This window comes from Methanosarcina sp. DH1 (assembly GCF_020804205.1).
In the GTDB taxonomy this organism is placed as follows: Archaea; Halobacteriota; Methanosarcinia; order Methanosarcinales; family Methanosarcinaceae; genus Methanosarcina; species Methanosarcina vacuolata.
This window is the reverse complement of sequence record NZ_WJBJ01000022.1, coordinates 46,843-68,676: the sequence shown is the minus strand read 5'-3', so window position 1 is coordinate 68,676 and position 21,834 is coordinate 46,843. Positions and strand designations below refer to the sequence as shown.

Here is a 21,834-nt window from a genome sequence, read left to right as displayed (position 1 = left end):
TTATAGAATCCGGATAAGACTCACATACCTAAATTGGAAAACGGAAGCATTAAAGCGCCATATCTCGAAAGTGTAAATTCAAACCATATGTTTGATATGTTTGATATGTTTGATATGTTTGATTTTAGCATGAAAATGCTGCCATCTGCAAGCATTTTAATTGATTGTACATGTTATTCAAAGAATGTCATGTTTGTTTAGGATGAAAATACTGCCATCTGCAAGCGCTTTCATTGGTTGTGTATGTAATTCAAAGAATATCATGTTTGTTTTTCTGTTCATAACTCATATGGTAAAATTTTCGTAACCAGTTAGCTTGGACAAAACAACAATCAGCCATCTTATTAAAACTTTAATGGGCGTTTTTTGGAGAGTCCATTTTCTTAAATTATTGGCTATTGCTTTACGTTTTTCAATCTTGCAAGGGTTGGCAATTTCATTTTTGTGACGACCAAAAATCAAAATTATTAGACTGATTTTGGAAATCCTGAATAGTCACAAAATTTCATTTCAAAGTGTACTTGAATTGCAGAAAAGTTTACGGTCCAGGTTTAAGGCTAACAGTACCAGTTATCCAAATGTAGAAACAGTTTGAATTTTGAGACATGATCTTAGACAATATGGTGGGATAATGAAAATGAATATTGAATTGAATGGAAGTTCACATGCTAAAGGAGTGGGTAATATGGAATTCATTGGAAAGGCCATCTCATTTCTCTACAGATATGAACAAATCTTTATGGGGAAAAAACTTGAGCCTTATGGTATTGGAAGCGGGCAGTTTCCTTTTCTCATGAGACTGTATAATGAGGATGGGATCAATCAGGAGAGTCTTTCTGACTATCTAAAAATTGATAAGGGCACTACTGCAAGGGCTATAGTTAAACTTGTAGATGAGGGTTATGTTTTCAGAAAGAGGGATGAGAAGGACAGGCGGTCATACAGGATTTTTCTCAGCGAGAAAGGGAAAAAGCTGGAACCTGATATGAAAAAAATAGCTTCTGAATGGGAGGAAATTCTCTTCTTCGGTTTTGATGACAATCAGAGAAGAGAGATTACGAATGCACTTGGAATTATGTTTGAAAATGTACACAGATAATGTGAAATAACGAGAAAAGATCATGCAATTTAAAAATATTCATCTTCTAATGCTCTGTATCACTGCATTTTTTGCAATGGCTGGAGGTGCCATCCTAGCTCCAGCATTACCAGATATGGTGGAACCTCTTCAGACAACGTCCCATGAAGTAGGATTGTTGATATCAGGGTACACGATCTCAACGGCTATTTTTACGCTGGTTATTGGGAATTTCATAGACCGTATGGACCGCAAGAAGCTACTCATCCCCTGCCTTGTAATTTACGGTTTAATGGGACTTGTGAGTTATTTTACTTCCAGTCTGCAGTTCCTTATTATCTTGAGGTTAATACAGGGCATCGGAGCAGCAGGGATGTTGTCTTTGACTATGCTGGTCATAAGAGATGTGTACAAAGGTCATGAAAGGTTATATGCCACGAGCAAGGTTAGTACGGCTCTTGCCATTGGCTCGATATCTGGTCCTCTTATAGGTGGAGGACTGGCAAGTATAGACTGGAACTATCCATTTCTTTTCTATGCACTATCTCTACCATTTGCTTTTGTTGTGATGTTTTTCTTTCCAGAGACAAAGATTGTTAAGAAAGATAATGACGAACACAACGGAATACTTAGTGCTTTTACAGCACTCAAAGACTTGCGAGTAATGTACACTGTATTCCTGAGTTTTACTATTTACTTCCTATTATTTTCAGTAGTAGTTTACTTGCCCTTTATGCTTGAGGGTGTATTTGGTTATACTGCAAAAGAAGCAGGACTTATACTGGCTCTGGAGGGAGTAGCTGTCATCCTTACTATATATTGCGTGAAGGATCTGGTTAGTAAGCACTCAAGCATGCTAATTATTGCCACTGGTATTGCAATTGTCGGACTGGCAATAATATCAATCTCGTTTGCGTATTCAATTTACACGATTGTCCTCTTAATATTGCTGTTCGGAGCTGGTTACGGGCTTGCTCAACCGTTAATAGACACACAAATAATTCATGTAGCTCCTTCAGAATCAACAGGTGGTGTGTTATCTATTCACAATGCTATGAGAAATGTAGGTCAGAGTCTTGCTCCCATAGTACTTGGTATAGTCCTGTTACATTTTAATATTAACATGGTCTTTATAGTATCCGGTTCCTTTGGGTTGCTTATTGCTCTGATAACGTATTTAATGAAGAATTTGTTTGAAAATTCAGGTCACAAACATATAAAAGAGGCGAAAGTATCTTTGTCAAATCAATAATTTGTTGAACTTTTAGATGATATAGTGTAAGAGTTTGTCTCAAAACTTCATCTAACTCATTATCGATGCTAACATTAAAGCTCCAGAGTATGACCTTTCTTTGATCTTATTACATGAAATTTCCTTTTACCCATGCAATTTGAAGAGGATACAAAGAATCCATTTATCGACAAGACTATTTCGAACAATGGAAAATAATGGAATACTACCGGAAGAAATGCATCATTAAATCCAATTCCTTTCCAAACTGGCACCCGGAAAGGTAGTAGTGGCTCGAGCCGGATGAATTGAAAAATTCTAGTCCGGTTCTTAGAAGAAGGGGTAGGGAACAATTCCACCCTGTTATTCAAATCTCACCTTGCAATTGCTCTTGGGATTGAAGCAGTAAAGCAGGTATTTCAGTTTATTTTAACAATACAGGAAACCTTATTTAAAGATTGAAAACAGCAAATCGAGAAGGAATGCTTGAAAAGAAACTCAGGGATTTGGTGAAGCATAAAGTGCGGATCCCTGGTGCGCTGAAACTTTACTTATAGTAAAAACCTACAAAAATGATTGATTAACTCCGTTCGATCACCTATTAACCTGATTAAAGAAAATTTTATTCCTTTTCTGGAAGTGAGAATTATGAGTGAGCTTGAGATAATCGAAGCTGCGCTTTTTGCTGCTGGCAGGGCAGTAAGCCTCGAAAAGCTTACGAAAATTACAGGAAAACCCAAAAAAGCCGTCCTTTCGGCAGTACAGAAATTGACAGAGATTTATTCTTCCCGAGGGTCCGGAATTGAGATTCTTGATCTTGGGGAGCGGTATGTTATGCAGGTCAAGCCCGAATACTCCGAGCTTATGCGGGAAGTCGCCCCAAAAGAGCTATCAGCCCCAAAACTTCGTACCCTTTCCATGATTGCCTATCATCAGCCCCTGCTCCAGTCAGACCTCATTGATATGAGAGGAAGCGGAGCCTATGATCATATAAAGGACCTTATAGAGCGAGGTTTTGTAGAGTCCGTGCCCTGCGGGAGAAGCAGGCAGCTTTCAACAACCCCTCTTTTTGCAGATTACTTCGGGCTCAAAAGAAATGACCCTAAAGCCATAAAAGAAAAAATCCTTGACCTTTTGAGGTCTCAGGCAGGGCAGAGTGAGATCAACCTCTGGATAGGCAAGAAGACCATTGCCGTGACCCCCATGTATGAATCTCTTATGAGCATGTGCGGGATCAGGGAATACTTCATAGCCAATGCCTACTCGCCTTCGAAGGAGGAAATTTCTCGCCTGCTTGAAGCCGATGTTGTCGTGGTCTCGGCCGGTTACGCTGACACTGTACGGCAGTACTGCGACGGAGAGGTCCTTGAAATGCATTCAACAACTTTTGAAGACCTTATAGAATCAATTGCCTTACTTACTGAAGAACTCCCCGATGATGTAGACTCCAAAACCGCGGAAAAAAGCATTAAGAAAATTCGAGAAACCAGAGAAAGATATGTTTCTGCTGCCGTTCTTATAGAGAAGAAGGTCAAGCCGGCAACTGAAATGGTTTCAAGAATCGTAAACGACCTTTCCCTTGGAATTTCTGCAGATGGAGTTCTTATCGCACCTGACTATGGAACTTCGAAAAGCGGAGTTAAAATTGAAAAAGGGGCTCAGATCCTCATACCCACACACCGCAGTGTTAAAGGCGACCTTCTCCAGAGGGTCTGTGCAAAGTATGATTCTATTCTTGAAGGCCTTGAGAAGTTAAAAGACTGATGTACCTTATTGGTGCACAACCTTCCTCATCTCTGATTATTTTTTTTAAATTACGGGCGCCCTTAATTTAAGTTTTTCTGTGGCATTTATATTCTATATATAAAGTATTTATATAGTAACCTGGCTATTTAGCTATAGCTTTATATACTGGGTAGAGGATATTACCTTTGCTTTATATACTGAGGGTTGACTAATGAGTGAATCTAGCATCAAGATCGAAAATGTGGTTGCATCCACTAAACTCGCTGAAGAATTCGACTTAACCGTTATCGAATCAAGGTTCGAAGGAGCCGAATACAACAAGCAGAAGTTTCCCGGACTCGTTTACAGAGTTTCAGATCCTAAAGCTGCATTCCTGGTCTTTACTTCCGGTAAGGTTGTCTGTACAGGGGCAAAAAACGTTGCTGATGTACATACAGTTATAGGCAATATGGCGAAAAAGCTGAACAGTATAGGGATTCCGACTATAGAGAACCCTCAGATTACTGTCCAGAACATTGTTGCTTCTGCAGACCTGCATACTATTTTGAACCTGAATGCAATTGCAATAGGGCTTGGACTTGAAAATATTGAATACGAGCCTGAGCAGTTCCCTGGCCTTGTGTACAGGATCGATGACCCCAAAGTAGTTGTGCTTATCTTCAGCTCCGGAAAACTGGTAGTTACAGGTGGCAAGACCCCTGAGGATTGCGAGAGGGGTGTTGAAGTCGTCCGCCAGCAGCTCGACAACATGGGGCTTTTATAAGAACCCTCAATATATTAATATACCACTATTCTGGAAGTAAAAGTAACTGATAAATTATACAATAAAACGGATTCTGCGATGCACGTAGAGGTTCCGGTAAAGGATATGTGTGAGACGTGAACAGCGCAGATGTTTGCATTCTTATTCCCACTCTGAACGAAGCTGCAACAATAGGGCAGCTTATTAAGGACTTCAAGCAGGAAGGCTTTTCCAATATCCTGGTAATTGATGGGAACAGCAAGGACGGCACAGGGCAAATTGCAGAAGCTGAAGGCGCAAAAGTAGTCATGCAGACCGGAAAAGGTAAAGGGCAGGCAATGATTCAGGCCTTCGGGCTTATAGGGAGCCCTTACGTGATAATGGTTGATGGTGACGGAACATATCTTGCCCGAGAGGCTCATTCCCTTCTCAAGCCTGTGCTGGAAGGCCGTGCCGACCACGTTATAGGTAACCGGCTGGAGAATTACGCCCAGGGAGCTTTTACGAGGCTCAATCTTGTGGGCAACCACTTGATAAATATGTTTTTTGACGTTGCATATAGCGTGAAATTAAAAGATATCCTCTCAGGCTACCGTGCGTTTACGCTTGAAAGTGTAAAAGAACTTGAACTTAATAAGACAGGTTTCGAAATAGAGACCGAAATTTCGGTGGAATGTATTCTTAAAAAACAGAGGGTTGAAGAAGTCTCTATCACTTACTTGCCAAGAAGTGAAAAAGGTGCAACCAAGCTAAATCCGGTAAAAGACGGATTCAGGATTGGATCTACAATCTACAGGCTTGCAAAAGTGCACAATCCCATGTTTTACTTTGGAATTATAGGTTTCGTCTTAATCATGGCAGGCCTGTTCACAGGAACCTTTATTGTAATCGAATGGTTCCGGGGAGTCGATCATATCCCGCTTACTATTCTTACAACCCTACTGATCATATTCGGCCTTCAGATGTTTATCTTCGGAACCTTGAGTGATTTCATATTAACCCTCCATAGGCAAACCGTCCAGTTAATCATGGAGCAGAACAAACAGAGAAAGTAAAGAACTCTCTTAATGGCGATTTTTTATTTTTATTACTCATTTTTACAGTGCCTGATTGTTTGGTTTTCATCCTGTTACAGTAACTTAGGCATACGGCATCTCGGATCTGGTTTCTCGGATCTGGTTTTTCGTATATTGTTTCTCGAATCGTGCCTCTCGAATCTTTTATTATTTTGATATTTTCTTCAGATTTTTCAACCCCCTCTGAAAACAAGTTTACTTGTTTTTTATTCAACGAAAGTTTAATATAAATTTATAAAATATTTATTTTAATTCCACACTTCATATTTTTCAATAACTATAGACACATAAGTAAAGTAAACTTGATTACGGTTAAAGTTAATTTTTTAAATAGTGTTATATATAATTACGCGCATTTTATGATCTAATTCACCCTTGCTTTAATTACAGATTTATCTTACAGACAAATTTTACAGATGATCAAAATCTTGAGGTTAATAATATGACGATCGTGGAAGATGCACAAAAAGGGATTATTACTGAAGAAATGAAGATTGTTGCAAAAGACGAAGGTCTTGAACCTGAATTCATCCGCCGTGGAGTTGCAGCCGGCAGAATTGTTATTCCAACATCTCCATACAGGAAGGTAAAGATTTGCGGTATAGGAGAAGGGCTCAGAACCAAAGTCAATGCATCTATCGGTGTGTCCTCGGATATTGTTGATGCAGATATGGAAGTTAAAAAAGCACAGGCTGCCGAAGCTGCAGGTGCAGACACCCTTATGGAGCTCGGAACTGGCGGAGACTTCCTTGCAATCAGGAAAAAAGTCATTGACAGTATTTCCCTTTCAGTCGGTTCAGTGCCTCTTTACCAGGCTTTCATTGAAGCTGCAAGGAAATACGGCTCAATCGTGGATATGACCGAAGACGAACTTTTCAAGGCAACCGAAGATCAGGCAAAGCTCGGAACCAACTTCATGGCAATCCACACAGGAATCAACAATATCACAATGGACCGGCTTAAAGCCCACGGCAGGTACGGTGGTCTCTGTTCCCGTGGTGGTGCCTTCATGACTTCCTGGATGCTCCACAACGAAAAAGAAAATCCTCTTTACGCAAACTTTGATTATCTCATTGAAATCCTCAAGGAGCACGAAGTAGTCCTTTCTACCGGAAATGGAATGCGTGCAGGTGCAGTCCACGATGCAACCGACCGTGCCCAGATCCAGGAACTCATCATCAATGCCGAACTGGCCGATAAAGCCCACAAACAGGGTCTGCAGGTCATTGTTGAAGGTCCAGGTCACGTCCCTCTCGACCAGATTGGAACCAACGTAAAACTCATGAAGGAAATGAGCGGCCACAAGCCCTTCTACATGCTTGGCCCGCTTGTAACTGACATCGCACCCGGTTATGACCATATCGTAACTGCAATTGGAGCATCTGTTTCTGCCTCATATGGCTGTGATTTCCTCTGCTACGTTACTCCTGCAGAACACCTAGCCCTTCCAAACCTCGAAGATGTCATCACAGGAGTCAAAACCTCCAGGATTGCAGCTCACGTAGGCGATATGGTAAAATATCCAGACAGGGCAAGAGAACAGGACCTTGCGATGGGCAGGGCCAGAAGAGAACTCGATTGGCAAAAGATGTACTCTCTTGCAATCGACCCAGAACACGCAAAAGAAGTAAGGAACAGCAGGGCCCCCGAAGATTCTGACGCCTGCACAATGTGCGGTAACTTCTGCGCCCTCAAGATCGTCAACCAGAACTACAACCTCGCAAAATAAGCAGGTACAGTAAATTCTTAAAGTGAAGCCTTCGGGCTTTACTTACTCATCTTTTTAAACGGTTTTTCATGTTTTTTTCACTCATTTGGCATGAAAGTTCTTTTTCAGTAAACTTCTTTTTCAGCAAACTTTTTGTTCAGCAAACTTCTTTTTCAGTAAAATTCTTTTTCAGCAAACTTCTTTTTCAGTAAACTTCTTTTTCAGTAAACTTACATGCTTCACTCAATTTGTACACTTTTATATTGTTTTGAAACCCATGTTTTTGCCATTCTGGCGTTCAAAATCGACAACTTTTTACATAATTATTATAGAAATATCAATAGTTATTCTTATTATTTTATTGAGATACTGGAAAGATTTCTTCTAAACCTGAGTTGAAATTTTTTATTTTATTAAGGACGGTGCTTTTATGAGATATAAATCGGTTAAAGGGCTTGTTGTTCTCGGAATAGTTAAAGGACTCATCACTCTAGGGTTATTACTGTTTTTTTCAACGTTTTCTGAATGTGGTGCTTCTGCAGAGGTTACGAATTATTCTGAAACACTAAACCAGGAACAACCGTTTGAAAAACTGAATCCAAATGATGTTACGACTCAATGGAACGATACATATCTTTTCAGCAGCAGGGAAGATGCATTAAAAGAACTTGAAACCTTAAAAAAGAAGCCAGAAGAAATAAACGCAACTTTCCGTCCTGAATTCGAAAACTTATCTGGACCTGTTTTACTCGATTACCTGAACGCTGAAAAGGAATTCTCAAAATCTACTGAAGTTTTGTACGTTTATGCGTATACTCAGCTCAGTAAAAATGTGAGTGACCCGTTCTTTGCTTCTCTTCTTACGGACTCTCAGAACTTGCTTACCGAATATGGGAAAGCAACCTCATTTACAACCGTTAAGTTGACCTCGCTCAATAAGGAAGAGTGGGACAGACTCTTTTCCGAAGAGCCAAAACTTGAGGAGTACAGGCTTTATCTTGAAACTAAGTATATGAGGTTTTCAGACCACAAGGCAATGAATGAATCTCAGGCTATATACATTACAGAACTCGAAAACCAGCGCATGAAACTGGAAACTGAGGCGTTTTCGGAAATTACGAATAACGTCACAATGGCAGGAAATATAACGCTTGAGAATGGAGAGGAATATTCAGTCAATTCTCAGTCTTACAATACTTTACTTTCAACCGATCAAAACCGGGAAAACAGAAAGAAATGTTATGAGAAGAGGTTTTACCACCTGAAAAACGAATCAGATTCCATGGCATCCCTCTATTCAGAAAAAGCCCGGATTGACGATATTGAAGCAAGGGAACTGAACTATACAGATTACTACGACTACACTCTCTATAGTGCCTATCTTAACCATACTCAAATTGATGAGATGAATACGGTTTTCAAAGAAAGAAAAGGCGTGTTTGAAGACTATAATGAATTCAGGAAAAAGAAACTTGGAGTTGAAACGCTCAGGCCATACGACCTTATGCTGCAGTTGACGGACCAGCCAGGCAAAAATTATACGTATGTAGAAGCCTTGCAGGAAATCCAGAATTCGTATTCCAGAATAGACCCCCGTTTCAATGAAATCTTTCTAAAAATGGTAACTGGGAATTTCGTAGATGTATATCCTGATCCTGAACACGGGAAACAGCCAGGAGGTTACACTTACAGTTTATGTTCTTTAAAGTCTCCAGCCCTTGTATTTCTCAACTACAATGGCCTTATCAGCGACCAGAAGGCCATTACTCATGAACTTGGACATGGGATTAATTTCTACCTTATTGGCAACTCCGTCGATTATCTCTACTGCTCAGGTCCGATTTATGAAATGGAGGTTCCTTCCACTTTCAACGAAGAACTTTTTGTTGATTACGTGGTTCAAAATTCCGATAAAGAAACTGCAGTTAATGTTCTCTCCCAGCATATAGGGGAATACCAGAACTACTTTACTCGCCAGCCTATGATTACGGAATTTGAATATAAAGCACACCAGCTATATGCTGAAAACGGGACAGCCAGCGGAGACGACCTCAATGCTATCTGGACAAATCTCTCTAAAGAGTATGGGAGCGACTCGGTGGAATATTATGATGAGGATTCTGCAGAATGGGCCTATATTAACCATATTTACTTAACAACCAATTACTATACTTTCAACTACGCAGTTTCAAAGGCAATAACTCTCTCCCTTTTCAAACAGTATAAGGAAGACCCGGAAACTTTCAACAAAAACTACATTGCGTACCTTTCGGCAGGCTCGACAATGCCTCCTGAAGAAAAACTTAAAAAGTATTTCGGGATCGAAATAAATAGGCAACTTTTTGAAGATGCAATGGATGTTGTTGAATTGAGGATTCAGGAGCTCAATGAACTGGAGAAAGAAAAGAGTGAAAATAAGTCTGATTCTGGCGCAAAAGACCTGAATACATCTGAATTTTTCTGGACAAATAATATAAAAACAAATGAACTGGAACACCCCAGGTAAAACGCGTTTAAACACTTAAGGTAAAACTGTAGTGCTTTAGATAAAACGCTTGAGGGTATTCGCGGACACTTAAGGTGAAACTGTAGTGTTTTAGATAAAACGCTTGAGGGTGTTCGCGGGCACTTAAGTGCCCTTAACCTTTAATTTCTTTTTTGTGGAAGGCACTTTTTCCAGTTATTTTCTATTTATAAAAATCTACCCGATTCGACTCAGTCTCAAAATCTAGTGATAAAAGTAAGTGTAACATCACTACACAAAATTATAATTCTATAATTATGTAATGATGTTACGGCAAAAACAATGGTAACTATAAACCTTACTCTTAATAACTTTTCGGAGCTCCCTGCTCTCTTAGATGTTTTTGGTTGTTTTGGAAACGATTATGAATATASTACACGAGGAATTTTTCGTAGAAAAATTCCTCCAGTCTGYTCAATTTGTARTACTCCAATGGTTCATAATGGCTATAATCCCCATACTAAAGAAGGTCTTGGARAAATCAACATTGGTCGATATAAATGCTCAAATTGTGGTAGTACACACGAAGAAGATCATAGTTTTTGGGAAGATCTGAAGACTTTACTTTTTAATTAATTCAATGATTTCTTCCAGTTACTCAGATACCATAACGTTTCATATGGTGGAATTTCTGATATAATGGACTTCATCTATCCAAGATCAAAAAGCACTATTTTAAGAGCATTCTACGAAGAAATGGAACAGAAAACTGTTCCATTTTCAGAAAATATACATATGGTRCACTATGACGAACAACATCCAAAAGAAGGAAGATGTCAGAAATACCGTTTAACYTTACTGGATGCAAAAACTCAAAGAACGATAGCAGATGAACTWTTTGAAGATAAGAGYTCAGAAACCATCAAGGGATTTTTACAGAAAAATCTGGATGCATCAGAGCCTGTGTTTATCGTTACGGAYTTTGATAAGAGATACCMTGATATATTAAAGGAAATTTTTGGKGATAAGTTAGTCCATCAATATTGTTTRATGCACTTAAACAAGCTTATTGTTAGYGATTTCCMAAAAAATACAACAATTGAACAGGAAYTATTGAAGTACAGGTTATTGAATATATTTTACAATMGAGAGAATGAGATTAAATTTCTGGAAGAACTTCTATCTGAAGAACCTAATCTAGTTAATAAAGAAGAAAAACATCAGGAATGGAGTAAAAAAGCAAAAAAGAAATTTTAYAAGTATAGAAMTRAATTAAAGCTTGAAAGAAGACGRAAAAAGGAAAATCTTCCACTTAATAGTCTTGAAAAAGCAAAATATAACTTCAATAAATTAATGGAAAATATAAGAACATATGATGAATYGGTTCAAAAACGATTGTGGATGATCAATAAACACTGGCTAAATCTTACTTTGTTCCATTATCTTCCAGGAGCGCCAGCGACAAATAATCCTATTGAAAGCTAYTATTCAAAAAGTYTAAAAACGGATAACAAGAAGCAGTTCAGRACTGATAAAGGAATTGAGAATCAGATTAAACTTACTCAAATGAGAAGATTAAATTTGCTCAAGAAACCACAAAAGTCATTTCTGGAATTGTTCAGATTATTTACTCCATTTAAGCTTTAGTAAAAGATATTTTTGAGAACTGAGTTAAGGATTAAATAGCGGAGCGTATCGATTTTAGTCAAAGAATTCAGTGAAAAAATTAAAGGAGTAAAATAATTCTTTGGCATTCCTGCCAAAGAAATAGTTTCTCAAGGATTATTACAGTTTATTTGAGCAGTTAGCAGAGAAAAGTGAAGTTTTAAGGACGGAAAAAATGAGAAATCACTAAATTATGAAACTGAGTCTTATGTTGCTTATATAAATATTAATTTTCACAAGAAACACCTCTTTTTAAGATTTACATATATTAACAAAAACACAAAATATTTTTAAGTTATTTTTAATTGATTTTAATATTAAACCCTGGCAAAAAAAATTTTAACTAAATATAAATTTTAGATGATACGTTTTTTAAGATTTAACGTTTGTTTATTGTTAATAATGATTTTGTCTTATAGCAAAATTATGAAAAATTAAATGCAAATTGTGTATTTTTAGTCTAACATATGACGATATGAAGTCATTTATAGATATATATAGAAATAAATTGATCACGTCATTTAATATATTAAAAAACTAGACTATTTAAGCAAACAAACGTTGATAGTAATAGTAAGTCCATGAATACTAAAAATATGTGTAAAATAATAATTTTTGTCAACTTTAACAAAACATCAGTCAAATAAGTTTTAAAAAGCCTCAATTAACATACCTTTCCTTAAACTCTAAAATCTGCTTGCTGCTTCCCACAACTGCAATGATGTCTCCTGCCCTTATTGTTGTCTGTTTTTTGATAGCCGTTATGACGAGTTTTCCTCGTTCGATGCCTATTATAGTACAACCGATCTGTCCTTCCAGGTCAAGTTCCTCTATTGACTTGCTGTCAAGAATGGAACCTTTATCAATGCGGTATTTCTCGATTTCTATGCCTTCGTAAAGCATTATGTCTTCATCGATTCTACAGCTTTTTCCCATGCAGTTTGCAGTCATTTTGGCAAGCATCTGCCCGGCTACTATAGAAAGAGAACCTACATAGTCGGCTCCTGCTTTGTAGATCTTTTCAATCGATTTTACGGAATTTGCCCTTGCTACAATGGTAATTTCCGGATTCAGGTTCCTGGAAATGAGAGTTGCGAAAATAACATTGGTATCGTCATTAAGAGCCACAAACTCAAAGGAAGCTGTCTTTACTCCAGCTGCCAGCAGTATGTCTTCATCTGCCCCGTTCCCAACAAGATGTTCGAAGTCTACGTTTTCAAAAACCTTATCATTAGAGTCCACAACTACAAAGCGGAACGGACTTCCATAAAGTATATCTACTATGCTCTTTCCGACATCCCCATATCCCAGTACGATAAGGTGCCCTTTTGGCTCCATTTCTGCTCCCATGTCCTGTAAATTTCATTCGTTAAATTCAGTTTCGAGTTGTTAGCTTAGAGTTTTTATCCTTAAAGCTCGCCTTTTTACCCGCTAATGCAAATAAATTTGGCGGGCATATTATTTTATTGCAACTGCTTCGTATTTATTTCAGTTTTAAACCTCATATTAATGTGTCAACCTCTCTCAGTTTTGAACCTCATATTAATGTGTAAGTTTCTTCAGTTTTGAATATTATATCAGTGTGTAAGTTTCTTCAGTTTTGAAAGTTCTCCACGAGTCCCTACCGCCAGTAAAACGGTATTCTCCCGGACAATATCTTCTTCCTTGGGATCAAAAGATAGAGTCCCACTATTCCAGATTCCTACAATCTTTGCACCTGTGAGCTGCTGGTTGGAGATTTCCTTAAGTGACTTACCTATAAGAGGACTTTTCAGGTAAACGGGAAACTCAACAATATGGACTCCCTCAAAAACCTCAGTCGCCCCCGTAACCCGGCTTACGAGCCTGTCCATTGCCTTCCTGCCGATAAACTGCCCGAACATCGATTTGGGAGAAACGACTGTATCGGCCCCTGCATATTTGAGATATCTTGAGTTAGATTGGTCCTCTACAATAGCAATAATGTTGATATACTGAAATTCCCTGGCAGTCAAAACGATATTCGCATTTTTTTCGTCCGACTTATTTGCAATAAGGAGTTTGGCTTTCTCTATGCCAGCATTCATAAGGGTTTGCTTATCAGTCGGAGACCCAAAAATGCAGGGAATATTTTTATAAACAAGTTCCCTGATGAGGTCTTCTTCTTCTTCGACTATTACAAAGAGCATATCCTCCTCGGTCAATTCATCTATCAGGGTTTCAACCAGTTGATTGTATCCGCAGATAATTATGTGATCTTTCATGCCTGAAGAGACCATTCTCGGCATCCTGAACTTGATAACCCTGTCCATCCATGGAGCAACAACATAGGTTATAAGAAAACCCGAAATCAAGATTATGCCCAGAATCTGTACGATTATAGCAAAAAGTCTTCCTGGCAGGGAAGTGAAGACTACGTCGCCATACCCAACTGTTGCAATAGTTGTTGTGGCCCAGTAGATAGCGGTAATAAGGTTTGCATTTTCGGGTTGGTTCTCAAAAATCATGAGATACTCAAAAGTAAAAACATAGATAACAAACAGGAACACAGCCGCTATTTTGTACGCGATATAGGGATGCCTATGCAGTATCTTCCGAAACCCTGATAAACTGAAATTCTTGCGCCCGGAAATAACCATCTTTGAATCCCCGCCTGAATTTTTCATATAAGGTTAAGCTGAAGCGTCCTGTAGCTGTTTTACTGGTAAACGTCTTGTGGCTTTTGCTGGTAAACGTCTCGTGGTTTTCACTGGTAAATGCCGTAACTATCTACTGAAAAACATCTTATAGCGACTGGTAAGCACCTTATAACCATTGCTGATAAATGGCTTGTGATGCTTGTAGATATTACTGATAGTTCTATATATCTCCAGTTTAACAAAAATTTTATGCAAATAATATTGGGATTAAAACCGGAAAAGGGTTTTGAGAGCAAAAAGAAAAGAGTAATTGAATAATATTGCATGAATAAGAAATAGGGAAAGAAAGTAAAACCCAAGCCTTATAACTTTCTTGAAGGCCAGGGTTCATCTGAGATTTCGATGTCAATCACATCCACTGTCCTATATAGGGCCCAAATATCATAAATATAAACGAGAACAGGATCAACATCGAAAAGCTTGCTGTGATAGAGTTTGAGATCTTTTCTGAGATTGAATCGTTCCTTGTGAACCGGTATACAAAGGAATAGATGGAATCCTTAAACACGTGCCCTCCGTCCAGGGGTACGGCAGGCAGACAGTTGAACAGTCCTACATAAAAGTTCAGCCAGCCAACCCAGAGCAGGGTATTTGCAATCCAGAAAATCCCTATTCCCAGAGGTTCTGCCCAGCCCACAGGATGGAAAAACTGCATGAAAGTACCTGAAAAGCCTCGGAATCCTTCACCTGCAAATCCATAGATGGGAAGTCCAAAGAGAATGATCCAGCCTGCAGGTATGGTTAGTAAGGACGGTATTTGATTCAGGGCTTCAAGATACACCTTTGATTGGGGTATCAACACGGAAATTCCGAGCATAGGGAGGTCCATAACTGCATTATTCCCGTAAATAACTCCTAGGAAACCGTAATCATTTTCCGAATTAGATGATAGTTGCACATCGAAAACGACAGTGCCTTTTTCAGTGAGGTTGCCTGTGTAGTTTTCAGAGGGAAGAAGTTCTACTTTTACAGTCTGGTTTACCTTTGTGGTTTTCATAAAATTTACGAAACTTGAAACATTTTGCATTTCTGTGTTGTTGATCCTGATCATTGTCATTCCGGTTTTGATCCCTGCAGATTCGGCGGGACTTCCTGAAACAATTCCTCCCACGGACACTCCACCAATATAGTCTTCGGGGACTGAGGCAACCTGTAAATCATGCGTGGATAATGTACCGTTTTTTGTGGCATAAATATGAACCGTCTCTCCGGGACTGATTTTTTCGAGGTATGTTTGTAGCTCTTCGGCTGTAGTGATATTGGTATCATCAATTTGCGTTATTATCATGCCGTTCTCAAGCCCTGCATGGGCAGCCGGAGAACTTTCGTTTACACTCATGATCATTGCATCACTTAAAGGCGCGATTGCCCCGAGTACGGGCCCGAAGAAGAGCAGGAAAGCGATAAAAGCCACGGTAAAATTGGCCATAACACCTGCTGCAAGAATCCGGGACCTCTGAGTTCTAGTTGCGCCTATTACAGGTTCTGGCTTCGGCTCCTCAGGCTTTGTGATCTCAGTTTCTTGCCTTGTTTTTTCTTCTTTTTCCCATTTCTCGATTTCTTCGATTGTGGCTGTCAGCGGGAGTTCTCTTGTTGTTTTCTCTTTAGTCCCGAAAAGCTGTTCATCGTCAGGCTCCGCAAAGCCTCCTATAGGAACCAGAGCATACAGAATTCCCATCGATTTAACCCGGATGCCTTCAACTCTGCAAAGAATCGCATGTGAAAACTCGTGCACGACAAGCGTGACTATAAGGGCAATAGCTCCCCAGGTAAGAGGAATGAACTCATTTAATCCCGGAATGAGAAAGATATTTCTCGGAGAGTTATATTTTCCCGGTTCAGGCATGTTTCCGTTAAGGAAAGAAGTATACATCCCAAGATCCGAGATAGCTATGACCATAAACATTGCAATCATGCCTGCAAACATCAGCAAGATTCCAAGGTTTGCAAAGTTTCTCCAGTAAGATTTCGGACGGGCGAGTACATCGAGCAGCTTGAGGCCCTTAGTTGTCCTGATCATAAGGATGGGAAGTGGCCCAAAGGTGCTTATGTTATACTTCTCCAGAATACCTTTCCTGTCAAGAACGGAAACTGCGAACCAGTACAGTAAAAAAATACTCAGTGCAATGCTTGTGCCATTCAAGGGAATTCTCCGAGTTATTGAACTGAACAAATTATAATTAAGCTTAACCGTTCATGAATTAAACGTAAAGTTCGCGAATTAAGCCAAATCAGTTGTTAATTAAATTTAATCAGCTATGAAGTAAGTTAAATTGGTATGTAATCTAGTATAAATTTTAATATTTATTTTAGTATATGGTTTAGTATATATTTTAGTATAAATTTTAGTACATATTTTAATATGAAATTTATATTAAAATTTGGTATGAAATTTAATATAAAACTAATATAAATCATAATATATATTTTGATATGCTTTTTAATATAAGATTTATAGTAATTTTAATATAAACTTTATTATAAAGCTAATGTAAATTTTAATATATATTTTGATATGTTTTTTAATATCAAATTTATATTAAATTTTAATATGGACTTTAATATAAATCTAATATGATTTTTAATATACATTTTGGTATAAATTTAGAATTAAACTGTATATACAAAACTGTTGAGAAAAATATATCTATAAATTTTTTTATTGTTGCTATGTATATATAAACGTTAACATCGTTATTATATAACTCTGCGCATAATGTTCTGCGCCAATTAATTCATTGTGTTAAGTTCTACTGCTCAATATGATATAAAAATATTATATTATGCCTCTTACTATTTTGAATCAATATATATTCCGTTCCTTTTCAAAAATACTCTTATCTGGAAAAGGATAGATAGTAATACATACTAATTATATAAAAATATATATGAAAGTTTATATAATAGCTAATGCCGAGACTTTTTATAATAGCCAATGCCCAGGAGTTCTAAGGCCAAGTCGATAGACACTATTTACAGATGGAATAATGTGCTTTAAATTAAATATCTTGTTCAATAAATCAGGTTTCTGTGGAGATCAGGTTTCTGTAGAGATCAGGTTTCTGTAGAGATCAGGTTTCTGTGGATATCAGGTTTCTGTGGATATCAGGTTTCTGTGGAAATCAGGTTTCAGTGAGGTGTCTGCTTATGCTTGGAATTGTGTATATTACCGCAGGAAACATGGAGAATGCGTCACAGATTGCAAGAGAACTGGTTTCAAAGAGGCTTGCAGCCTGTGTGAATATGTTTCCGGTATCTTCGGTTTACCGATGGAAGGAAGAGATTGAAGAAGACAATGAGATTGCCATGTTTGTAAAAACTGATTCTTCACGTTTTGAAGAAATCACAAAGCTTGTAAAGTCGCTACATACGTACGAGATGCCTGCAATAGAATTCTGGGGAATTGAAGGAGAAAAGGAGTATCTTGACTGGGTTCATGTTAACAGTTCAGGCGATGAAACCAAAAAATAAGGCAAGGCTTAAAGTTTGAAGGCTGAAGGTCTGAAATCGAAAAAACGAGTTAATAACGGCAATAGCTCCCGAATTTAAATTTTTGCAGAACTGGCTTACTTATAGAATTAGTTTAATTTCCAAGAGATTCTACTTACAGGATTTTGCAGAATAGTTTGTTTACAGGATTAGGTTTATATGTTAGTTCTATCGTTACCTTATTGGATTCCGTAAATGCGGGAGTAACCAAGCGGTCAACGGTGGCAGACTCAAGATCTGTTCGTGCAGACGTTCAGGGGTTCGAATCCCTTCTCCCGCACTATTTTTAACTTTTCGTTATTTTGTGTGGATATCTTCATAATGTATTCATAAAAACCAATGCGGTTTTGAGTTGAAAATCATCTTATCCATAGGGAATGACTAATATCCATAGGGAATGACTAAGAGCCTTTTTCCTCTATCCATTTGGTTTGGGAATGATTAAAATATAACTTCAAATTTTCAGTTTGGGGATTGATCTCTAGTATATCGATTCTCAAATATATAAATAATAAGAAAATGACTACAGTTTATAACGCAAATATTATTCTCAAGTCACATGGAATTTTGTAACACGGAAAACGCAGCCTGTCGCATAGTGATTCGATCTGGATATTATAACCACGGAAAACACGGAAAGCACGGAAGAAACACGCCTTTACTACTGATTTCCGTGTCTTCCGTGCTTTCCGTGGTTTTCAAAAAATTCATTTTGGACATACTTTGGAATCGATGAACTAGTTCCATTACCAAATAATCATTTTTGCAACAAAGACCTTTGATATTATATTTGAATCATTCCTTAGTGAAACAAATATCATATGACTTCATCAGTCATCACTCCTCTTTTTAGAATATCCTACTGAAAAAATCAGCACGCAAGCAGGAAATTTTTTTACCAAGGTTAAAAGTTAATTCAAAACATTTATTTTTACTAACTGTTATAATATCAACTGTATAATATAGTTCAAAAGAAAAATCGTGATTTAAGATAGTGGAACTTATCCCCCTTAATGTGAAAATTCGTAAAAAAGAGTAAAAGTTAAAAATAAACGGGAATAACTGAGTACACAACAAAAAATCACAAAACCACTAACTGAGAAAGCACAGGATAGACAGTGTATCTACAGTGTATCTACAGTGTATCTACAGTCTATCGACAGTGTATCCCTGAAAAATATGAGAATCATTTCCATGTGCTTGCTCTTTTCATGCATTCCAACCTCATGATTTAGAGGAATAACAATGATCACAGGTGAACTGAAAAACAAAATCGACCGCATATGGGACACTTTCTGGTCCGGCGGCATAGCCAACCCCCTCGAAGTTATCGAACAAATTACCTACCTGCTATTTTTACGGAGGCTGGACGACCTCCAGACACTTGAAGAAAACAAATCAGTCCGCCTTAAACGCCCTATGGAACGCCGTATTTTTCCTGAAGGCCAGGACGATAAGGGCCGATCTTACGAAGACCTGCGCTGGTCCCATTTCAAAAACTTTACTCCGGCAGAGATGTTTACAATAGTCAGCGAACACATCTTCCCCTTCCTGCGAACCCTGGGCGGAGACGACTCAACCTATGCCAAACACATGGAAGGCGCCCGCTTCACTATTCCCACACCTACCCTGCTTTCAAGAGTGGTGGACCTTCTTGACGACGTGCCGATGGAAGACCGCGATACCAAAGGCGACCTATACGAGTATATGCTCGGCAAGATAGCATCTGCTGGCCAGAACGGACAGTTCAGGACCCCGCGCCATATTATCCGCCTGATGGTTGAGCTTACTTCGCCGCAGCCGACAGACATCATATGCGACCCCGCGTGCGGGACAGCCGGATTTCTGGTATGCGCGGGCGAACACCTGCGGGAACACTACCCGAATATTCTGCACGACGAGAAGCTGAAACAGCACTTCCACCAGGATATGTTCCACGGCTTTGATTTCGATAACACCATGCTCCGCATAGGCAGCATGAATATGCTCCTGCACGGCGTGGAAAACCCGGACATCCGCTACCGTGATTCTCTTGCCCAGGACTATTCCAGCGACGAGGAAGCTTATACTCTCGTTCTTGCAAATCCTCCTTTTGCCGGCTCGCTGGACTATGAGAGCACTTCTAAGGAACTCCTGAAGGTCGTCAAGACAAAAAAGACCGAACTGCTTTTCGTTGCCCTTTTTATGCGCCTTTTGAAGCCAGGCGGGCGGGCGGCTGTTATCGTTCCTGACGGCGTGCTTTTCGGCTCAAGCAAAGCCCATAAGGAACTTCGCCGCATGCTTGTCGAGGAGCAGAAGCTTGATGCGGTTGTTTCACTTCCGGGCGGCGTTTTCAAGCCTTATGCCGGCGTTTCTACTGCTATCCTCCTTTTCACGAAAACAAATTCGGGAGGCACGGACAATGTCTGGTTCTACGATATGCAGGCCGACGGCTGGAGCCTTGACGATAAACGGAGTCCGCTTTTGAGCGAGGACAAACTGGGCCCTGTTCCTTCAACCGGGCTTAACGAAGACGAGCACGCCAAAAATAACCTTCCTGACGTCCTTGCCCGCTGGCAGGAGCGCAATAAGAGTGAACTCAAACGCGCCAGGACCGAGCAGAGCTTCTGCGTGCCAAAAGCGGATATTGAAGCCCAGGGGTACGACCTTTCCCTCAACCGCTACAAGGAAGTTGTGTATGAAGAAGTGGTATACAGAGCCCCGAAAGAGATACTCGAAAGCCTCGCAAAGCTGGAAGTGGAGATTCAGCAGGGGATGAAAGAACTGGAAGGGATGTTAGGATGAATGAAGTCCAGACAATTTCGCTCGGCGAGATTATGGCGAAGAAATCTGGTTCAGTAGATCCTTCAAAGTTTCCTGATGAAGTTTTTGATCTTTATAGCATTCCTGCTTTTGACAGTAGAAAACCGGAAGTAGTGGCTGGCAAATTAATTGGTTCAACCAAACAAATTGTTGAGCCCGGTGATGTTCTCCTTTCTAAGATTGTTCCACACATTCGCCGCTCGTGGGTTGTAGGTGAAGCGCAAGGCAGGAGAATAATCGCATCCGGCGAGTGGATTGTTTTTCGAAGTGAAATAATATATTCTAATTATCTTCGGCATGTTTTAGTTAGTGATCCTTTCCATTCAAAATTCATGAGCACAGTTTCGGGTGTAGGGGGCTCTTTACTAAGAGCACGCCCAGCGTTTGTAGAGAAGATCAAAATTCCACTTCCTCCTCTACCAGAGCAACAACGAATTGCAGATATTCTGGACCGTGCGGAGGCTCTTCGAACCAAACGTAGAGCCTCTCTTGCTCATCTAGATGAGCTCACTCAATCTATTTTTTATGATATGTTCGGTGACTCAGTATCAAATCCAATGGGATGGAAAAGATGCCCTCTAAAACACTGCGTAGATCATATTCAAATCGGTCCATTTGGATCGCTTCTTCATAAGGAGGATTATGTTTTCGGTGGCATTCCGCTAATAAATCCCACGCACATTGAATATGGAAAAATAGTTCCTGACCTAAACCAGTCTATCACTGTGCAAAAACATGCTGAACTTCAGCTTTACCAACTTCAACAAGGTGATGTGATCATGGGTCGTCGAGGAGAAATGGGTCGATGCGCAATCGTGGGATCAGAGCACAATGGAATGCTCTGCGGTACGGGATCGCTTTTTATCCGTCCTGATGAGAGCAAAGCTACTGCTATCTACCTCCAAGCAACGCTTTCAAGCGCGACTATGCGTAAGCATTTGGAAGGTTTTTCACTTGGAGCCACATTACCTAACTTGAATCGAGGAATTGTTGGAGAATTGGCTGTTTCTCTGCCACCAATTGAATTGCAACACGAATACGCCCAACGTGTCGCCACCGTAGGAAAAATAAAAGCAGCACATAAAGCCTCACTTGCAGAACTTGATGAACTTTTTACTTCTCTTCAGTACCGGGCTTTCAGGGGGGAACTATAAG

Annotated in this window: 15 protein-coding genes, 1 tRNA gene and 2 pseudogenes; 14 read left to right on the top strand and 4 right to left on the bottom strand. The window is 39.3% G+C overall.

The window, feature by feature from the left end; all coding sequences use genetic code 11:
• Nucleotides 1-631 precede the first annotated feature (631 nt).
• The 6 genes and pseudogenes from FXW07_RS12420 to aglJ all read left to right on the top strand — a co-directional run bounded on the left by FXW07_RS12420 (nt 632) and on the right by aglJ (nt 5,852).
• Nucleotides 632-1,099 (top strand): MarR family transcriptional regulator, encoded by a 468-nt coding sequence (locus FXW07_RS12420; RefSeq protein WP_229395706.1) that lies wholly within the window; start codon nt 632-634, stop codon nt 1,097-1,099.
• 49 nt (nt 1,100-1,148) lie between these two features.
• Nucleotides 1,149-2,330 carry an MFS transporter gene (locus FXW07_RS12415; protein WP_229395705.1) on the top strand — a complete coding sequence of 394 codons (1,182 nt, stop codon included), beginning with the start codon at nt 1,149-1,151 and terminating at the stop codon, nt 2,328-2,330.
• A gap of 348 nt (nt 2,331-2,678) precedes the next feature.
• Nucleotides 2,679-2,833, top strand: a pseudogene (locus FXW07_RS12410) (ATP-binding protein); the annotation flags it as partial.
• Between the two features lie 124 nt (nt 2,834-2,957).
• The gene (gene scpB, locus FXW07_RS12405; protein ID WP_229395704.1) at nt 2,958-4,073 is read left to right on the top strand and encodes an SMC-Scp complex subunit ScpB; all 1,116 of its coding nucleotides are present in this window, start codon (nt 2,958-2,960) and stop codon (nt 4,071-4,073) included.
• Nucleotides 4,074-4,266: 193 nt separating this feature from the next.
• Entirely contained in the window at nt 4,267-4,818 is a 552-nt protein-coding gene (locus tag FXW07_RS12400) for a TATA-box-binding protein (protein ID WP_048122839.1), read from the top strand.
• Between the two features lie 116 nt (nt 4,819-4,934).
• Complete coding sequence (gene aglJ / locus FXW07_RS12395; RefSeq protein ID WP_229395703.1) at nt 4,935-5,852, top strand: S-layer glycoprotein N-glycosyltransferase AglJ; 918 nt, start codon at nt 4,935-4,937, stop codon at nt 5,850-5,852.
• Here the strand turns inward: aglJ and FXW07_RS12390 are convergent.
• Nucleotides 5,824-6,087, bottom strand: a complete 264-nt coding sequence (locus FXW07_RS12390) for a hypothetical protein (protein WP_229395702.1) — start codon at nt 6,085-6,087, stop codon at nt 5,824-5,826. The genes aglJ and FXW07_RS12390 overlap by 29 nt on opposite strands.
• Before the next feature lie 228 nt (nt 6,088-6,315).
• Here FXW07_RS12390 and thiC point away from each other — a divergent pair, with 228 nt between their 5' ends.
• From thiC to FXW07_RS12375, 3 genes and pseudogenes are all read left to right on the top strand, one after another.
• Nucleotides 6,316-7,602: a phosphomethylpyrimidine synthase ThiC gene (thiC, locus tag FXW07_RS12385; protein WP_048122842.1), complete on the top strand. Its 1,287-nt coding sequence runs from the start codon at nt 6,316-6,318 to the stop codon at nt 7,600-7,602.
• A gap of 409 nt (nt 7,603-8,011) precedes the next feature.
• On the top strand, nt 8,012-10,087 hold the full coding sequence (locus FXW07_RS12380) for a M3 family oligoendopeptidase (RefSeq protein ID WP_229395701.1): 2,076 nt from the start codon (nt 8,012-8,014) through the stop codon (nt 10,085-10,087).
• Nucleotides 10,088-10,387: 300 nt separating this feature from the next.
• Nucleotides 10,388-11,692: pseudogene (locus FXW07_RS12375) on the top strand (ISNCY family transposase).
• 678 nt (nt 11,693-12,370) lie between these two features.
• Here the strand turns inward: FXW07_RS12375 and FXW07_RS12370 are convergent.
• The 3 genes from FXW07_RS12370 to FXW07_RS12360 form a co-directional block, all read right to left on the bottom strand.
• On the bottom strand, nt 12,371-13,048 hold the full coding sequence (locus FXW07_RS12370; RefSeq protein WP_229395700.1) for an NAD-binding protein: 678 nt from the start codon (nt 13,046-13,048) through the stop codon (nt 12,371-12,373).
• A 239-nt stretch (nt 13,049-13,287) separates the two neighbouring features.
• Nucleotides 13,288-14,355, bottom strand: a complete 1,068-nt coding sequence (locus tag FXW07_RS12365) for a potassium channel protein (RefSeq protein WP_229395699.1) — start codon at nt 14,353-14,355, stop codon at nt 13,288-13,290.
• Nucleotides 14,356-14,737: 382 nt separating this feature from the next.
• Entirely contained in the window at nt 14,738-16,531 is a 1,794-nt protein-coding gene (locus tag FXW07_RS12360; RefSeq protein WP_229395698.1) for a site-2 protease family protein, read from the bottom strand.
• A 1,004-nt stretch (nt 16,532-17,535) separates the two neighbouring features.
• Between FXW07_RS12360 and cutA the strand changes: the two genes are divergently transcribed.
• From cutA to FXW07_RS12335, 5 genes are all read left to right on the top strand, one after another.
• Complete coding sequence (cutA, locus tag FXW07_RS12355; RefSeq protein ID WP_229395697.1) at nt 17,536-17,859, top strand: divalent-cation tolerance protein CutA; 324 nt, start codon at nt 17,536-17,538, stop codon at nt 17,857-17,859.
• Between the two features lie 215 nt (nt 17,860-18,074).
• Nucleotides 18,075-18,157 (top strand) — tRNA-Leu (locus tag FXW07_RS12350).
• A gap of 279 nt (nt 18,158-18,436) precedes the next feature.
• On the top strand, nt 18,437-18,613 hold the full coding sequence (locus tag FXW07_RS12345; protein ID WP_229395696.1) for a hypothetical protein: 177 nt from the start codon (nt 18,437-18,439) through the stop codon (nt 18,611-18,613).
• A 509-nt stretch (nt 18,614-19,122) separates the two neighbouring features.
• Nucleotides 19,123-20,661, top strand: coding sequence for a class I SAM-dependent DNA methyltransferase (locus tag FXW07_RS12340; protein WP_229395695.1), 1,539 nt, complete (start codon nt 19,123-19,125; stop codon nt 20,659-20,661).
• Nucleotides 20,658-21,833 (top strand): restriction endonuclease subunit S, encoded by a 1,176-nt coding sequence (locus tag FXW07_RS12335; RefSeq protein WP_229395694.1) that lies wholly within the window; start codon nt 20,658-20,660, stop codon nt 21,831-21,833. Before FXW07_RS12340 ends, FXW07_RS12335 begins: the two co-directional genes overlap by 4 nt.
• Nucleotide 21,834: the final 1 nt, after the last annotated feature.

What these genes read in the sequence shown, in the direction of transcription:
- FXW07_RS12420 (WP_229395706.1), top strand. Translation starts at nt 632, where the DNA reads ATGAAAATGAATATTGAATTGAATGGAAGTTCACATGCTAAAGGAGTG.
- thiC (WP_048122842.1), top strand. Translation starts at nt 6,316, where the DNA reads ATGACGATCGTGGAAGATGCACAAAAAGGGATTATTACTGAAGAAATG.
- FXW07_RS12340 (WP_229395695.1), top strand. Translation starts at nt 19,123, where the DNA reads ATGATCACAGGTGAACTGAAAAACAAAATCGACCGCATATGGGACACT.
- FXW07_RS12345 (WP_229395696.1), top strand. Translation starts at nt 18,437, where the DNA reads ATGGAATTTTGTAACACGGAAAACGCAGCCTGTCGCATAGTGATTCGA.
- scpB (WP_229395704.1), top strand. Translation starts at nt 2,958, where the DNA reads ATGAGTGAGCTTGAGATAATCGAAGCTGCGCTTTTTGCTGCTGGCAGG.
- FXW07_RS12415 (WP_229395705.1), top strand. Translation starts at nt 1,149, where the DNA reads ATGCTCTGTATCACTGCATTTTTTGCAATGGCTGGAGGTGCCATCCTA.
- FXW07_RS12380 (WP_229395701.1), top strand. Translation starts at nt 8,012, where the DNA reads ATGAGATATAAATCGGTTAAAGGGCTTGTTGTTCTCGGAATAGTTAAA.
- FXW07_RS12335 (WP_229395694.1), top strand. Translation starts at nt 20,658, where the DNA reads ATGAATGAAGTCCAGACAATTTCGCTCGGCGAGATTATGGCGAAGAAA.
- FXW07_RS12370 (WP_229395700.1), bottom strand. Translation starts at nt 13,048, where the DNA reads ATGGAGCCAAAAGGGCACCTTATCGTACTGGGATATGGGGATGTCGGA.
- FXW07_RS12400 (WP_048122839.1), top strand. Translation starts at nt 4,267, where the DNA reads ATGAGTGAATCTAGCATCAAGATCGAAAATGTGGTTGCATCCACTAAA.
- cutA (WP_229395697.1), top strand. Translation starts at nt 17,536, where the DNA reads ATGCTTGGAATTGTGTATATTACCGCAGGAAACATGGAGAATGCGTCA.
- FXW07_RS12365 (WP_229395699.1), bottom strand. Translation starts at nt 14,355, where the DNA reads ATGAAAAATTCAGGCGGGGATTCAAAGATGGTTATTTCCGGGCGCAAG.